Raw genomic sequence first — 15,902 nt, 5'->3', positions numbered from 1 at the left:
GTGGCCCGGATCAGTGCCCAGACAGGGCAGACAGTGTCGATGCCGGCGGCATCGCGTGCATCAGGCGGACCGCCCACAGGATGCCGTAGCAAACCAGGTTGCCGCCAAGCAGCCAAAGCCAGGCGGCGCGGCTGGTCTGGAACAGCAGGCTCAGGCTGATGATGGTCACCCACAGCACGAAGCTCAGCGTGATGGCCAGCACGATGCCGCTTTCCCAGCCGCCCGGCAGCCACAGCACGCCGAGTGTGCACAGCGCGACGGCCAACGGCAGGCCCAGCAGGGTTCCGGCGAGCCACTTGGTTCCAATCATGGAGCACTCCCTTCGCCGGGCATGTCGTCGTAGCGTTTGTGGTGAATCCACGTGCCGATGAAGGGCCATGCGGACAGGGCGCAGGTCAGCGTGACCAGCGTCGCCGCGATCGCCACGGGCCAACCTTCGGGGATGCTCATGACCCAGGTGCCGGCGATGGCAAGCAAGGCGCCCAGCCAGCGCAGCAGCCGGGGCGGCAGCGGCGCGCGGCCGTTATTGTCGGCGTCCACGCACAGCACCTGATTCGGCGCGGAAAGATAGAGGCACGCGGCGGCGGCCAGGGATAAGAGAACGGCTAACGCTTGCATGCGTCGGGCGACCGAGGGGACGGTGTTACGGGAAAGGAATAATAATAATGATTCGCATTTGATTTCACAAGGCACTTACGGCATCAGCGGACCCCTAGGTCCAGCTGTGGCCGAAACGCGAATAACGCAAATGTAATGTGACAGCCGCACGGAAATGTGCGCAAGACGCCCCCGGAATTCGAGGGCAGCAACAGGCACCGCGAACGGGTGCCCGGCGGGAAATTGCTTAGTGCGGGAACAGGTTCAGCAAGCCGTCCAGGCCGACATGATTGAACGCGACGCTGGCTTGGGCCCGCACCACGGGTTTGGCCCGGAAGGCCACCGAAAGGCCCGCTACGGCCATCATCTTGAGGTCGTTGGACCCATCGCCCATGACGATGGCCTGCGAAGGATCGGCGCCGATCTGCTCGCAGACTTCCCGCACCGTGCGTGCCTTGACGTCGGCATTGACGATTTCGCCGACCACATTGCCGGTCAGCTTGCCGTCGACGATTTCCAGGGTATTGGCGCGCGTGACATCGAGCTTCAGGCGCGGCTTGAGCTGGTCGGTGAAGTGCACGAATCCGCCCGATACCAGCAGCGTCTTCATGCCCAGCGCCTGGATCGTCTGCAGCATGCGCTCGGCGCCCGGCGACAGCTTCAGGCGTTCGGCGTACACGCGGTCGAGCACGCTCGCGTCCAGGCCCTTCAGCAGGGCTACGCGGCGGCGCAGGCTTTCGTTGAAATCGGTGATTTCGCCGCGCATGGCGGCTTCGGTGATGGCGGATACCTCGGCCTTGAGTCCGCAGAAGTCGGCGATCTCGTCGATGCACTCGATCGTGATCAGCGTGGAGTCCATGTCCATCGCCACCAGCCGGAAATCCGACAGCTTGCGGCCCGCCGGCACCACGGCCCAGTCGATGGCACGTTCGCCGCACACGTCGTCCAGGGCATCGCGCAGCGCCGGGGTCAGCGGATTGCAGTGGTCGGCGGCGGCCACGTTGTCGGCGCGCAGCGCGAGATCGGAGGCATTGGCCACCGTGCGCACGGCGTCGAGGTCGGCGGCGGACAGCGGGGACAGGCTTTGGAGAATCAGGGGCATGACGGCAGGGAATCCGGGCGATGCGGGAGGGCGACAGGAAGAAGGGCGGTATTGTACTGCGCTCCCGCTCCCTGATCGCGCCTTGGGCGGTGCCGGTCAGGCCACACGCAGGCTGTCCACCACCTTGTGCAGGAACGCCTCGCAGGCAGCCAGTTGGTCCAGCGCCACGAATTCGTCGGGCTTGTGGGCCTGCTGGATATCGCCGGGACCGCACACGACGGCCGGAATGCCGGCACGCTGGAACAGGCCGGCCTCGGTGCCGTAGGCCACCTTGTTTGTATCGCGGTCGGCGGTCAGGGCACGCACGAGCTGCGTGATTGCATCGGATTCTGCGGCGTCCAGCGACGGGGCCGCGGCGATCTTGCTGATGGCCATGCCCGCGTCCACATGCTCGGCACGCATCTTCGGCACCAGCACGTCGTTCACGTACTGCTGGATGCGCGCCAGGATCGCTTCCGGGTCCACGCCCGGCAGGTTGCGGAACTCGAACACGAACTCGCATTCGGCCGGGATCGTGTTCAGCGCGATGCCGCCGTGGATCGTGCCGGTGGACGCCGTGGTGAACGGGACGTCGAAGGCCCGGTCGTACGGGCCGTTGGCCTTGAACTCGTCGGCAATGTCGCGGATGTAGCAGATCAGGCGCGCCGCGTATTCGATGGCGTTGACGCCCTTGGGCGTCAGCGACGAATGGGCCGCCTGGCCCTTCACGCAGCAGCGATAGGCATTGATGCCCTTGTGCGCCACGATCACGCGCATGCTGGTCGGCTCGCCGACGATGCAGCCCGCCGGCTTCACGCCGCGGTCGCGCAGTTCGGCCAGCAGGTACGGCGCGCCCATGCAGCCGATTTCCTCGTCGAACGACAGCGCGTAATGCACCGGCTCGCGCAGCCTGGCGTCGAGGATGGTGGGCAGCAGCGCCAGGCTGGTACCGATGAAGCCCTTCATGTCGCACGTGCCCCGGCCGTAGAGCTTGCCGTCGCGAATCACCGGCTTGAACGGGTCGGTGGTCCAGCTCTGGCCGTCCACGGGGACCACGTCGGTGTGGCCGGACAGCACGATGCCGCCGTCGGTGGCGCCGTTCGCGGCCGGAATCGTCACGAACAGATTGGCCTTGTCGCCCTGCGGGTTGTAGCTCAGATGCGGACGCAGTCCCTTTGCCAGGAAGTGGTCGCGCACGGATTCGATCAGGCCCAGGTTCGAATGGCGCGACGTGGTGTCGAACGACACCAGACGCTGGGTCCAGTCCAGCGCGCTGCCGCGTGGCGGGGCTTCGGCGTGGGTGTTGCGGGTGTCGGCGGCAGCTTGCATGGGATGGTCAAACAGTTGATTCGTCAAGGATGTGATCCTACACCGGTCGGCGCGGTCAGGCCAGTTGGCGCAGGGTGTGCTTGATGGTCTGCGCCCGAGCGCCCACGTCGGGCATCTTGGCCTCGATGCGCAGCTTGTCCTGGCCGGCCAGCTTGATGTGCTTGTTCTTTTGCACGAGGTCGATGATGCGGATGGCGTCGATTGGGGGATTCGGCACGAACTGCATGCTGACCGTGGCCTCGCCGGCGTCGATCTTGCGCACGCCCAGCGGCGCGGCGGCAATGCGCAGCCGGTGCGTTTCGATCAGTGCCTGCGCCTGGGCGGGCAGCCGGCCGAAGCGGTCGATCAGCTCTTCCTGGATGTCGTCCACGCGCTCGCCGGTTTCACAGTTGGCCAGCCGCTTGTAGAGCGACAGACGCTCGTGCACGTCGGCACAATAGTCGTTCGGCAGCAGCGCAGGCGTGCCAAGGTTGATCTCGGTGGTGGCCGCCAGCGGGGCCATCAGGTCGGGTTCCTTGCCGGCCTTGAGCGACTTCACGGCCGCGTTGAGCATGTCGGTGTAAAGCTGGAAGCCGATTTCGTGGATCTCGCCCGACTGCTTGTCGCCAAGCACCTCGCCGGCGCCGCGGATTTCCAGGTCATGCATGGCCAGGTAGAAGCCCGCGCCCAGTTCCTCCATCTGCTGGATCGCTTCCAGCCGGCGCTGCGCCTGCTTGGTCAGGCCGTCCACGTCATGCACCAGCAGGTAGGCATAGGCCTGGTGGTGGCTGCGGCCCACGCGGCCGCGCAGCTGGTGCAGCTGGGCCAGGCCGAAGCGGTCGGCGCGATGGATCAGGATCGTGTTGGCCGTGGGCACGTCGATGCCGGTTTCGATGATCGTCGTGCAGAGCAGGATATTGTCGCGGCGGGCCACAAAGTCGCGCATCACGCGTTCCAGCTCGCGCTCGTGCATCTGCCCGTGCGCCACGGCGATGCGGGCCTCGGGGACCAGTTCGGCCAGCCTCGCGCGCTTGTTCTCGATCGTCTCGACTTCGTTGTGCAGGAAGTAGACCTGGCCGCCGCGCTTGAGCTCGCGCAGGATGGCCTCGCGGATCACGCCGTCTTCCTCGCGGCGCACGAAGGTCTTGATGGCCAGCCGCTTCTGCGGCGCGGTGGCGATGACCGAGAAGTCACGCAGGCCTTCCAGCGCCATGCCCAGCGTGCGCGGGATCGGCGTGGCGGTCAGCGTCAGCACGTCCACCTCGGCGCGCAGCGTCTTCAGCGCCTCCTTCTGGCGCACGCCAAAGCGGTGTTCCTCGTCGATGATGACCAGCCCCAGGCGCTGGAACTTCACCTCGTCGGACAGCAGTTTGTGGGTGCCGATGACGATATCGACCGTGCCGTCGTTGATCTGCTTGATCGCGGCGTCCACTTCCTTTTTGGTCTTGAAGCGCGACAGCTCCACGATGCGCACCGGCCACTCGGCAAAGCGGTCTGACAGGGTCTGGAAATGCTGCTCGGCCAGCAGCGTGGTCGGCGCCAGCATGGCCACCTGCTTGCCGCCCAGCACGGCCACGAACGCCGCCCGCAGCGCGACCTCGGTCTTGCCGAAGCCCACGTCGCCGCAGACCAGGCGGTCCATCGGCTTGCCCGAGGTCATGTCGGCGATCACGGCTGAAATGGCGGCGGCCTGGTCGGGCGTTTCCTCGAAGCCGAAGCTTTCGGCGAAGGTCTCGTAGTCTTTGGGCTGCAGCGGGAAGGCAAAGCCCTGGCGCAGCGCACGGCGTGCGTACAGGTTCAGCAGTTCGGCCGCCGTGTCACGGATCTGCTGCGCGGCGCGGCGCTTGGCCTTGTCCCACTGGCCGGTGCCCAGCGAGTGCAGCGGGGCGGTGTCCGGATCGGCGCCCGAATAGCGCGAGATCACATGCAACTGGTGCACGGGCACGTACAGCTTGCTGGCCTTGTCGTAGTCCAGGTGCAGGAATTCCTCGTCGCCCTGGCCCATGTCCAGCGTGACCAGCCCCTGATAGCGGCCGATGCCGTGCTCGCTGTGCACCACGGGGTCGCCGATCTTGAGCTCTGCCAGGTCGCGCACCATCGAATCGACGGTGCTGGCCTGTTCCTGCTTGCGGCGCCCCGTGCGGCGCGCGGTGCCGGCATACAGTTCGTTCTCGGTGACGAACGCGAATGGCACGGCGGGCAGGGCAAAGCCGCTCTGCAGGGGCGCCACCACGATCGAGAAATGCGAATCGCCGGCCAGGAAGGCCGCAAAGTCCTCGACCACCATCGGACGCAGGCCGCTTTCGGCAAACAGCTGCATCAGCGTTTCGCGGCGGCCCGCCGAGTCGGCGCACATCAGCACGCGCGTGGCCTTGTTCAGCAGCAGTGCTTCCAGGTTGACCAGCGGATCTTCGGCGCGGCGGTTGACCGACACATCGGGCAGGCTGGCCGAGAACGCCGGCACGTCGGCTGCCACGGCCTCGCGCTGCAGCACCAGCCGGGCCAGCGGCTTGGCCCCGATGAAGAACTGCTCTTCGGACAGGAACAGGTCCGCGGGCGGCAGCAGCGGGCGCTCGCGGTCGTGGCGCATGAAGGTGTAACGCTGCGTGGTGTCGGCCCAGAAGCGGCGGATGGCTTCATCGACCTGGCCTGCGAAGGCCAGTTGCGTGCCGGCGGGCAGGTAGTCGAACAGCGTGGCGCTTTGCTCGAAGAACAGCGGCAGGTAGTACTCGATGCCCGCGGACGGTACGCCGTTGCCGATGTCCTTGTAGATCGGGGATTTGGTCGGATCGCCCTCGAACACCTCGCGCCAGCGGCCGCGGAAGGCGGTGCGGGCGGCGTCGTCCAGCGGAAACTCGCGGCCCGGCAGCAGGCGCACTTCCTTGACTGGATACAGGCTGCGCTGCGAATCGGGATCGAACGCGCGGATGGTCTCGATCTCGTCGCCGAACAGGTCGATCCGGTACGGCAGGGCCGAGCCCATCGGGTACAGGTCGATCAGCCCGCCGCGCACGCTGTACTCGCCCGGTCGCATGACCGCACTGACGTGCTCGTAGCCGGCCAGCGTGAACTGCGCCTTGAGCGCGGCTTCGTCGAGCTTTTCGCCCTGCTTGAAGAAGAATGTGTAGGCGGCCAGGAACGAGGGCGGCGCCAGCCGGTAGAGCGCGGTCGACGCGGGGACGATCATCACGTCGCACTGGCCGCCCTGGATGTCGTGCAGCGTGGCCAAGCGTTCCGACACCAGGTCCTGGTGCGGCGAGAAGCTGTCGTAGGGCAGCGTTTCCCAGTCGGGCAGCAGCCGTACGCGCAGTTCGGGAGCGAACCATGGGATTTCCTCGGCCAGCCGCTGCGCGTCCATGGCATTGGCGCAGACCACGGCCACCATCGGCACGCTGGCGCGGTGCTGGCGCGCATAGGCGGCCACCGCCAGGGCGTCGGCGGACCCGGTCAGGCCGGTCAGGGTATGGCGCATGCCAGCCTTGACCAGCGGCAGGGTGGCGAAAGGAAATGCGGTAGCGTTGTCAGGCATTGGCAGCATCGGGCGCAAAAACGGCGACACCCCGCCGGCACATGCGAAAGGCATGCCACGGGCAGGGGTTGTCTGTCATGCCAGCCGGGCCATGCCAGGATTCATGGCGGCGGGCGAGGGCCGTATTATAGAATGCGCTCCGGCCGGCCCGCTGGCCGTGCCAAATATTCAAAGGCCCTCAGAACCTGTGTCCGATCGTCGATTCGCCCTGATTCCCTGTGCCGGTACCGGCAGCCGTGCCGGTGGTGCCGTGCAGAAGCAATACCAGACCGTGGCCGGCCGGCCGATGCTCTGGTACGCCCTGGCGGCGTTTTCCGCCAGCGACGCCATCAGCGCCACGGCGCTGGTGCTGGCGCCCGACGACATGCCGCTGGAGTCACGGTTCGGCGCGCAAGCGTTTGCGGGGCTGCGCTTCGACACCGCGTTCGTGGGCGGCGATTCGCGCCATGCGTCGGTGCTTGCCGGCCTGCATCATCTGGCCACGCTGGGTGCAACCGATACCGACTGGGTGCTGGTCCACGACGCCGCGCGCCCCGGGCTGACCAGTGCGATGATCGATACGCTGGTGCGGGCGGTGGAATCCGACGATTCGGCCAGCGAGCCGATCGGCGGCATCCTGGCCGTGCCGGTGCCCGACACCCTGAAGCGTGCCGATGCCGGCGCGCGCATCGGCGGCACCGTGCCGCGCGAGGGCCTGTGGCAGGCGCAAACACCACAGATGTTCCGCATCGGCGTACTGCGCCATGCGCTGGAAGACGCCATGGCCGCCGGTGCCGTGGTCACCGATGAAGCCAGCGCCATCGAGCGCCTGGGCCTGCATCCGCGGCTGGTCAACGGTTCGCTGCGCAATTTCAAGGTGACCTACCCCGAGGACTTTGCGCTGGCCGACGTGCTGCTGCGCACGGGCCAGCCGGCGTCGTGATCCATTTTTGCAAGGAGTCGTTTTGAATCCGTTCGATTTTCGCGTAGGGCAGGGCTATGACGTGCACGCCCTGGTGCCGGGCCGCAAGCTGATTCTCGGTGGCGTCGATATTCCGCACGACCGTGGCCTGCTGGGCCACTCCGATGCCGATGCGCTGCTGCACGCCGTGACCGACGCGCTGTTTGGCGCAGCTGCGCTGGGCGACATCGGCCGCCATTTCCCGGACACCGATCCAGATTTCAAGGGCGCCGACAGCCGCGTGCTGTTGCGCGAGGCCGCGCGCCGCGTGCGAGCCGCCGGGTTCGAGATCGGCAATGTCGATGCCACGGTCATCGCGCAGAAGCCCAAGCTTGCGCCGCATATCGCCGGCATGGTGGCCAACCTGGCCGAAGACCTGGGCCTGCCCGTCACGCATTGCAACGTCAAGGCCAAGACCAACGAGAAGCTCGGCTTCGAAGGCAAGGAAGAGGGGATCGTCGCGCAGGCGGCGGTGCTGATCTACCGCCGCACGGTCGACGTGCAGGATTGATTGCGCGACTGGCTCAGGGGGCTGGCGGCGACGGCGCGGCCGGTTCCTCGGCCGTGATCGGATACACGTAGTCGATCAGCCGCGCCATGGCCCCATGGCGCGATCCGGCTTCCGTCCGCCTCTGGAAGCCCATCTGCTCGCACAGTTTGATGGCCGAATCCATCTCGGGCATGGTGCGGCAGATCAGCGCCAGGGCGCCAATGTCGCGGGCACGCTGGATGCAGATCTGCATCAGCCGCTTGCCCAGCCCGAGCCCGCGCGCCTGCGGGCTGACCGACAGCAGCCGCGCTTCGGGCTGCGTCAGCGTGATCGTGGAGTCGTCCAGCGCCGTCAACGTGGCGCCCGGATGGCAGAACAGCACCGCACCGCTGATGCCGTGGTCGGTTTCCGCGACCCACCATTCCATGTCCGGATTGTCCTTGGCAGCCATCACGGCCTTCATGCCGCGCTGGAACGACGCCCGGCAGTCTTCCATGATTTCGAGCTCATATTGCCCGTAGGCCTGCTGCGTGACCGCGGCGATGTCGCCCCAGTCGTGGACCGCGGCCAGCCGGAAGCGGAAGCGCGGCGAATTGGGTGAAGGCAAGGTGCTCATGGCAGCAGCGAAGTTCGGGACCTTTCGTCGATTGTAGGCCGCGCCATGCACAAATGCACCGGTTCGATTGGCTGTAAGCGATGTCGGACAATACCCCGATTGACGATTGCGCAAGCGCATCCATGCACACGGGCGGACACCTCTCAGTGCCCGCCCGTGTGGGTGACTGGCGTTGCGGCACGGGCGACGCCGCCCGCGATGAACGCCCGATTGGCGCGCTTCGGTTGCGATCTGGCGTCTTATTCCGCGACGATCACATTGGCGGCGGCGCCGATCACGGCGGCGATGCGGCCGACGTCACGCAGCTGCTGGGCGCTCATGCCCTGTTCATTCTTCAGCAGCTGGTAGTGCGACTTCACGCAGAAGTGGCACTTGCCGATGATCGAGGCGGCCAGTGCGTACATCTCGAAGCGGCGCTTGTCCACACCACCATGGGTAGCGTAGGCGTTCATGCGCAGGCCGGCAGGCTGGCTGGCCAGGTCCGGATCTTCGGCCATCTCGACGTACGGATACCAGATGTTGTTCATGCCCATCAGCGCGGCGGCGGTCTGCGCGGCGGTGACTTCCTCGGGCGAGAGCACGTTGGCGTTGCGAATCACGTCGACAATCAGCTTGCTCTTGGCCGCGAAGGCCGCCGCCAGCGCCACCCCGACTGCGTCGTTGCCTTCCAGCGACGAACGCGCGATGGTGCCATCCACATTCAGGCGGATGTCCTTGGCGTAATCGGGGATTGCATTCTTAATCGTGCTGAGGAATTCCATTTATTTCTCCTATCGACAAGGGCTCAAAAAACCCGCACATAGCGGGTTTCGACATGAAAGGGCGCCAGGCCCTTCCATGCGATGTGCCGGGTCACGCAAGGTGCCTGGCAGGCAGGGCCAATTACAGCGTGGCGCCGCCGACAGCGCGGTTGCACGGGCACAGTTCGTCCGTTTGCAGACCGTCCAGAATACGCAGGACTTCTTCCGGGTTGCGACCGACGTTGAGGTTGTTCACCGAAACGTGCTGGATCACATTGTCCGGATCGACGATGAACGTTGCGCGCAGGGCCACGCCAGCGGCCTTGTCACGCACGCCGAGCTGGTCGACCAGCGAGCCGGTCACATCGGCGAATTGCCACTGGTTCAGCTTGTTCAGATCCTTGTGTTCGCGGCGCCATGCCAGCTTCACGAATTCGTTGTCGGTCGAGCCGCCCAGCACGATCGCGTCACGATCGGCGAAGTCGTTGTTCAGCTTGGCGAATGCCACGATTTCGGTCGGGCACACGAACGTGAAGTCCTTCGGGTAGAAGTAAATGACCTTCCACTTGCCTTCGAACGACTTTTCGGTGATGTCTTCGAAAGCCGACTGGCCATTCTCTTCGTGGTTGTTGAAACCCGGCTTGACACCAACGATGCTGAAGGCTTCGAGCTTGTCACCAACGGTCTTCATTGACTTCTCCTAGATACGGTTGAACAGATTGAGGCTTGCAATCTTACGATTCGGTTCCCGCGGCAGCCGGGGATGTCAATCGTATTTGCACGAAAGCTCCGAGTATGCGCATTCGGGCGCACCAAGGCCAATTGGTTTTCTTAAACGGACCGATAGGCAGCGTCTCGCGCTGCGCAAAAACTCGCCGCAAGTATGCCATGAGTGCCAAATGGTGACGGCTGTCCGGAAAGCAAGCGCGCCGCCATCACATACCTGCCACGCGAACGTGTCAGGCACATGAAGGCGGCGCGGGCCGCACGCATGCGGCAGGTACGCCGGAGGCTCAGGCGGCGTGCAGCGCCGCGCGCTCGCGCCGGGCGCGGAAGATGACCAGCGTGGCCACCAGGCCGCAAGCTGCGGCAAACATCAGCCACAGGCCGGGGGCTGCCTTGTTGCCGGTGCTGTGGATCAGGTACGTCGAGATCGCCGGCGTGAAGCCGCCGAACAGCGCCGTGGCCAGGCTGTAGGCCAGCGAGAAGCCGGCGGTACGCACGGCGGGCGGCATGACCTCGGTCAGAGTGACGACCATGGCGCCGTTATAGCTGCCATACAGGAACGACAGCCACAGTTCCACCATCAGCAGGCGCTCGAAAGACGGCGCCGCCACCAGCCACGACACCGCGGGGTAGGCCGTGACCAGCGTGGCGATCGTGAAGAACACCAGCAGCGGCTTGCGGCCGATACGGTCGGACAGGGCGCCCATCAGCGGCAGCCAGATGAAGTTCGACAGGCCCACGCACATCGTGACGATCAGGTTGTCCACGTCGTCGAGCTTGAGCACGGTCTTGCCGAACGTCGGCGTGTACGCGGTAATCATGTAGAACGACACCGTGGTCATCACCACCATCAGGCAGCCGGCGATGATGATGCGCCAGTTGTCGAGCATCGAACGGTAGATCTCGTTGATCGACGGACGATGCTTGCGCGTGCGGAATTCCTCGGTTTCTTCCAGCGAGCGGCGGATCAGGAACAGGAACGGCACGATCAGGCAGCCGATCAGGAACGGCACGCGCCAGCCCCAGCTGTCCATCTGTGCGGGCGCCAGCGTGGCGTGCAGGATCACGCCGAGCAGGCCGGCGAAAATCACGGCCACCTGCTGGCTGGCCGACTGCCAGGCCACGTAGAAGCCCTTCTGGCCGGGCTTGGCAATCTCGGACAGGTACACCGATACGCCGCCCAGTTCCACGCCGGCCGAGAAACCCTGCAGCAGGCGCCCGAACAACACCAGCAGCGGTGCGGCCACGCCGATCGATGCATAGCCCGGCACCAGCGCGATCAGCAGCGTGCCCAGCGCCATCAGCGCCAGCGTGATGATCAAGCCCTTGCGGCGGCCGTGATGGTCGATGTAGGCGCCCAGCACGATCGCGCCAAGCGGTCGCATCAGGAAGCCGGCGCCGAACGTGGCCAGCGACAGCATCAGCGATGCAAACTCATCGCCGGCAGGGAAGAACGTACGCGCGATGGCGGCGGCGTAGAAGCCGTACACCATGAAGTCGTACATTTCGAGGAAGTTTCCGCTGACGACGCGGAACACGGTCCGGAAACCGTGCTGGGGGGTGGAGCTGGAGCTTGACATGGCTGTCTCTCGGTCGCCGTACGTGGGGTCGTGCGGCATGTTGTCGATTGTTGTCAGCCATGGCGGAAAAGGGGTGCTGCGGCAGGCGGCGCCATGACTTCGGATGCCGTTGTATGCATCGGCCTGTCGATGGCCTGAAGTGTGCGCAATGACGCTGTCATTCCCCTGTCAGCAACCTTTCAAAACCATATCAAATGCTGAAGAAAACCTGTCAATGCGCCGCATGCGGGGCATGCGGGCACGCAAGTGGGGCGCGAAGGGGGGGAAGCGGCGGGTCAGGCGCGCCTGAATCGCGCGCTGACCACGAGCCCCGTTTTCGGGGCGGGGCGGTTGGCCAGGATCAGGCGGCCGCCATTGCGCTGCAGGATACGGTTGACGATCGACATGCCCAGGCCGGCGCCCTTGGCCTCGCTGCGCGCGCTGTCGAGCCGGTAGAACGGCCGGGTCAGCAGCGACAACTGCTCGTTCGGCACGCCGGGCCCGCTGTCGGCCACCACCAGCACGGCTTCCTTGTCCTCCACGCGCGTGGAGATTTCCACCTCGGCCATGCCCGATTCCTCGTCCTTGGCATAGCGGCGCGCGTTCTCGACGAGGTTGTCCAGGATGCGCTGGATCTCCATGCGGTTGGCCACGGCCATGACCGGGCCATTCGCCCGCACGTGCACGCGCACGTCGTCGTGCGCGGCATAGACGCCAACAGATTCCTGCACCAGCGTGGACAGGTCCACCGGCTCCACCACTTCCTGGCCCGGCCGGGCGTAGTTCAGGAACTGGCCGATGATGGCATCCATCTGTTCGATGTCGGCAATCATGGCGTCGCGCGTGGTGGTGTCCACGGGCGACATCTCGGTTTCCAGCCGCAGACGGGTGAGCGGGGTACGCAGGTCGTGCGAGATACCGGCCAGCATGACCACGCGGTCGTCGTCGAGCTGGCGCAGGTCGCGCACCATCTGGTTGAAACTGCGGTTGGCCTGCGCCACTTCGCTGGCGCCCTGTTCGCGCAGTGGCGGCGCTTCGCCCCCGGAGCCGATCAGTCGCGCGGCATTGGCCAGCCGCTTGAGCGGGTAGTTCACGCGCGCCGTGATGAAGGCGGCACCGATGATCGACAGCAGCAGCGCGGCAATACTCCACCAGAGCCACTGGATACCGGGCACGCGTTCGAAACGCTCGGGACTGATCGCCACCCAGTAGTCGTCGCCTTCGATCTCGAAGCTGACCCACACGCCCGGAATATCGTTGACCGTGGTGGCCAGTACGGTGTCTTCGCCCAGGCGGCTGCGGATTTCCTGCTGGACGAGCTGGGTCAGGAAGGGGTTGGCCTTGGGCGCGGCAAAGTCGTCGTCCTTTTCGCGCGGATAGACCTTGATGCCCTCGTTCTGGACGAGGTCGAGCAGCAGGAACCGGCGCCGGGCCGGGTCCGAATAGAGCAGGGCTGCGCGGGTGAGCTTGACCACGCTGACCACCTGCATGGCGATCTGCTGGGCGCGCGGCGCGCGTTCGAAGAGCCGATAGCTCTGGAACCAGATACCCAGCGAGATCGCCAGCAAAAGGGCGATCAGCATGAAGGTTCGCCAGAATAGCGAACCGAAGAACCGCGTTGCGGTACGGCCGAGGGCGGTCGCCACGATGAGGCTGCGGTCGACCGGACTTACTTCACGCCATCGGGGATGAAGACGTAACCCAGGCCCCAGACCGTCTGGATGAAGCGCGGGTTGCTCGGGTCAGGTTCGATGAGCTTGCGCAGACGCGAAATCTGCACGTCCAGGCTGCGGTCGAACACCTCGTATTCGCGGCCGCGCGCCATTTCCATCAGCTTTTCGCGGGACAGCGGCTGGCGCGGGTGGCGGGCAAAAACCTTGAGCACCGAGAATTCGCCCGTGGTGAGGGTGATTTCCTCGTCGTTCTTGGTCAGCGTACGGGTGGCCAGGTTCAGCACGAAATCGCCGAACGCAAACGTTTCAGGCGTTTCGGACGGCGCGCCCGGTACTTCGGCGGGCCCCTTGCGACGCAGCACGGCGTGAATCCGCGCAATCAGTTCGCGCGGATTGAAAGGCTTGGGCAGATAATCGTCGGCACCCATTTCCAGGCCGACGATGCGGTCGACGTCCTCGCCCTTGGCGGTGAGCATGATGATCGGGGTCTGGTCGTTGGCGCCGCGCAGGCGGCGGCAGATGGAAAGCCCGTCTTCGCCGGGCATCATCAGGTCCAGCACCAGCAGATCGAAACGCTCGCGCAGCCAGAGCTTGTTCATGGCCGTGGCGTTTTCCGCCACGAGAACCGTGAAGCCCTGCTCGCCAAGGTAGCGGCGCAGCAGGTCGCGCAGGCGCGGGTCGTCATCCACGACGAGAATCTTGTGGCTGGTATTTTCCATGGCGGTATCTTAGCGACTATCGCTTTCGCTCAAAATGGCTTAACAAAACGTTACATACTTTACCCCGTGGTATGGCGGCATGCACCTTTTGTGCATTTACACTCCGCAAACCGTTTTCCCAGGGACGCCTTTTCGCCTGGGAACTGAACGGTCACCACGGGCATCGTACTGTTCCGGCCATGACACTGGCATTCGCCTTGATGTCCTTGGGGCGATGCCGGTGCGCTGCCCCCGGGGATCCTGAAGATCGATCCGGAAGCCACGGTCGAAACCGCCATTATCCAATGAAAGTGAAGCATAACCGGCACGGGCAAACCCTGCGTCGCACAATTTGCGCGCGAGTGGTCTGTCTGGCCGGCCTGACCCTGCTGATAGCCGCGGCGCCTGCCCCGGCATTCGCCCAGTCGGCGGGCATGGCGCATTTGCTTCATCCCAAGGGCCAGCCGCCGGGCGGGCCCGGCAGCAGCCCGCCGGCACCCGAACGCAACCGTCAGCCACCGCGCCGCAATGATCGTGCCGAGACCGAGCGCGACATGGCCGAGCGTGCCGCGCGTCAGGGGCAGCGCGGCGGCAGCCAGCGCCTGTCGCCCGACGAACGCAAGACGCTGCGCAAGAATCTTTACGACATCGGCAAGGAAATGTACCAGGGCGGCTGATCAGCCCGCCGCCCGGAAGTGCCGCAGGAAGTCCACGAATACCTCGGCGGCCTGCTGGGCGTCTTCCACCGTGATCGTTTCCGCCGGATTGTGGCTGATCCCGCCATTGCCGCAGCGCACGAACAGCATTGCCACATCGGTGATCCGCTGCATCATCATCGCGTCGTGCCCGGCCCCTGAGGGCAGCTCGAACGCCTCCAGCCCACGCTTTCTCAGCACCGCCGCGAACTGGTCCATCAGCCAGCGCGCGCACGGCGCGTTATTGACCGGCGTGACCCGTTCCACGGTGACCTGGAGCGATCGCCGGGCCGCAATGGTCTCGATGCCCGCCACGATATCGGCGATGGCCGCTTCGCGGATGCCGTCTTCGCCCGCGCGGATGTCCATCGAAAATACGCATGCGGCCGGAATCACGTTGCTCGATCCGTTGGGCACCTGCAACTGGCCCACCGTGCCGACGAGCGTCGGCACCTGGCCGCAGCGCTGCTCTACCAGCAAGATCATTTCCGCCGCCCCGGTGGCCGCGTCGCGCCGCATATCCATTGGCGTGGTGCCGGCATGGCTGGCCAGGCCCTCCACATGCACCTGGAAGCGGCTGCTACCGGCGATCTGCGTCACGATGCCCAGGGGCAGGCCGCGATTGAGCAGCACCGGGCCCTGTTCGATGTGGACCTCGACAAAGCCGGCCAGCGTGGCGGGATCGACCGCCGCGGCGCGCAGCGCGTTCAGGCTGCCCGCGCCCGGGAAGCCTGCCTGCGCCAAGGCTTCGCGCATCGACACGCCATCGGTGTCCACGCGGTCCAGCAACGCCGGATCGAAGCGGTTCGCCAGCACGCTGCTGGCCAGGAAGCTGGTCTTGAAGCGCAGGCCTTCTTCTTCGGCAAAAGCCACGACCTCGAAGTGGTAGGGCAGGCGGATGCCCGCGTCGCGCAGCGCGCCCACCACGGCGATGGGCAGCAGGATGCCCAGCCGCCCGTCGTAGCGTCCGCCGTTGCGCACCGTGTCGAAGTGCGACCCGGTCATCAGCACCTTGGGGTCCGGCTCGGCCGGGTCGGCGGCATAGCGGCCGATCACGTTGCCGATGGCGTCGATGCGCACCGTCATGCCGGCATCTTCCATCCAGCGCGCCAGCAGCGCCTGTGCCTGGGTATGGGCGGGCGTCAGGTAGGCGCAGGTCAGGCCGCCTTCCATATCGGAGTGCCGGGCCAGGGCGTCGGCGCGATCAAGAATCAGCTGGCCAAGAGAGGGCGTGGCAGTGGTCATGGCAT

General features: G+C 65.7%; 15 protein-coding genes. 3 read left to right on the top strand and 12 right to left on the bottom strand.

The annotated features are described in order from the left end of the window. Positions 1-10 precede the first annotated feature (10 nt). The 5 genes from D9X30_RS04300 to mfd form a co-directional block, all read right to left on the bottom strand. A complete protein-coding gene (locus D9X30_RS04300) occupies positions 11-310 on the bottom strand; it encodes a hypothetical protein (protein WP_153948126.1) in 300 nt (99 codons plus the stop codon). Then, entirely contained in the window at positions 307-540 is a 234-nt protein-coding gene (locus D9X30_RS04295) for a hypothetical protein (protein ID WP_249640880.1), read from the bottom strand. Before D9X30_RS04295 ends, D9X30_RS04300 begins: the two co-directional genes overlap by 4 nt. Positions 541-844: 304 nt before the next feature. Next, positions 845-1,699, bottom strand: a complete 855-nt coding sequence (gene serB / locus D9X30_RS04290) for a phosphoserine phosphatase SerB (protein WP_153948128.1) — start codon at positions 1,697-1,699, stop codon at positions 845-847. A gap of 96 nt (positions 1,700-1,795) precedes the next feature. After that, the gene (argE, locus tag D9X30_RS04285) at positions 1,796-3,007 is read right to left on the bottom strand and encodes an acetylornithine deacetylase (protein ID WP_153948251.1); all 1,212 of its coding nucleotides are present in this window, start codon (positions 3,005-3,007) and stop codon (positions 1,796-1,798) included. Between the two features lie 55 nt (positions 3,008-3,062). Further along, on the bottom strand, positions 3,063-6,515 hold the full coding sequence (mfd, locus tag D9X30_RS04280) for a transcription-repair coupling factor (RefSeq protein WP_153948129.1): 3,453 nt from the start codon (positions 6,513-6,515) through the stop codon (positions 3,063-3,065). A gap of 103 nt (positions 6,516-6,618) precedes the next feature. Between mfd and ispD the strand changes: the two genes are divergently transcribed. Together ispD and ispF are read left to right on the top strand one after the other, a co-directional pair. Continuing rightward, positions 6,619-7,437 (top strand): 2-C-methyl-D-erythritol 4-phosphate cytidylyltransferase, encoded by an 819-nt coding sequence (gene ispD, locus D9X30_RS04275; RefSeq protein ID WP_153948252.1) that lies wholly within the window; start codon positions 6,619-6,621, stop codon positions 7,435-7,437. 22 nt (positions 7,438-7,459) lie between these two features. Continuing rightward, positions 7,460-7,966, top strand: coding sequence for a 2-C-methyl-D-erythritol 2,4-cyclodiphosphate synthase (ispF, locus tag D9X30_RS04270; RefSeq protein ID WP_153948130.1), 507 nt, complete (start codon positions 7,460-7,462; stop codon positions 7,964-7,966). Positions 7,967-7,979: 13 nt separating this feature from the next. Here the strand turns inward: ispF and D9X30_RS04265 are convergent, their stop codons facing one another. The 6 genes from D9X30_RS04265 to ompR all read right to left on the bottom strand — a co-directional run bounded on the left by D9X30_RS04265 (position 7,980) and on the right by ompR (position 13,978). Then, on the bottom strand, positions 7,980-8,561 hold the full coding sequence (locus D9X30_RS04265; protein WP_153948131.1) for a GNAT family N-acetyltransferase: 582 nt from the start codon (positions 8,559-8,561) through the stop codon (positions 7,980-7,982). A gap of 239 nt (positions 8,562-8,800) precedes the next feature. After that, on the bottom strand, positions 8,801-9,322 hold the full coding sequence (locus D9X30_RS04260; RefSeq protein ID WP_153948132.1) for a carboxymuconolactone decarboxylase family protein: 522 nt from the start codon (positions 9,320-9,322) through the stop codon (positions 8,801-8,803). A gap of 121 nt (positions 9,323-9,443) precedes the next feature. Then, the gene (locus D9X30_RS04255; RefSeq protein ID WP_153948133.1) at positions 9,444-9,992 is read right to left on the bottom strand and encodes a peroxiredoxin; all 549 of its coding nucleotides are present in this window, start codon (positions 9,990-9,992) and stop codon (positions 9,444-9,446) included. A gap of 322 nt (positions 9,993-10,314) precedes the next feature. Then, on the bottom strand, positions 10,315-11,607 hold the full coding sequence (locus D9X30_RS04250; RefSeq protein WP_153948134.1) for an MFS transporter: 1,293 nt from the start codon (positions 11,605-11,607) through the stop codon (positions 10,315-10,317). A 275-nt stretch (positions 11,608-11,882) separates the two neighbouring features. Then, entirely contained in the window at positions 11,883-13,232 is a 1,350-nt protein-coding gene (locus D9X30_RS04245) for an ATP-binding protein (RefSeq protein WP_249640879.1), read from the bottom strand. A gap of 23 nt (positions 13,233-13,255) precedes the next feature. Then, the gene (gene ompR, locus D9X30_RS04240) at positions 13,256-13,978 is read right to left on the bottom strand and encodes an osmolarity response regulator transcription factor OmpR (protein ID WP_010810107.1); all 723 of its coding nucleotides are present in this window, start codon (positions 13,976-13,978) and stop codon (positions 13,256-13,258) included. Positions 13,979-14,391: 413 nt separating this feature from the next. Between ompR and D9X30_RS04235 the strand changes: the two genes are divergently transcribed. Beyond that, positions 14,392-14,634: a hypothetical protein gene (locus tag D9X30_RS04235; RefSeq protein WP_228770936.1), complete on the top strand. Its 243-nt coding sequence runs from the start codon at positions 14,392-14,394 to the stop codon at positions 14,632-14,634. Here D9X30_RS04235 and D9X30_RS04230 read toward each other — a convergent pair whose 3' ends face one another. Continuing rightward, positions 14,635-15,897 carry a Zn-dependent hydrolase gene (locus D9X30_RS04230; RefSeq protein WP_153948137.1) on the bottom strand — a complete coding sequence of 421 codons (1,263 nt, stop codon included), beginning with the start codon at positions 15,895-15,897 and terminating at the stop codon, positions 14,635-14,637. It abuts the gene before it with no gap. Positions 15,898-15,902 lie beyond the last annotated feature (5 nt).

This window comes from Cupriavidus sp. U2 (assembly GCF_009663685.2).
Classification (GTDB): domain Bacteria; phylum Pseudomonadota; class Gammaproteobacteria; order Burkholderiales; family Burkholderiaceae; genus Cupriavidus; species Cupriavidus necator_C.
Note: the sequence above shows the minus strand (reverse complement) of the source record. Positions and strands in the feature narration are given on the sequence as shown.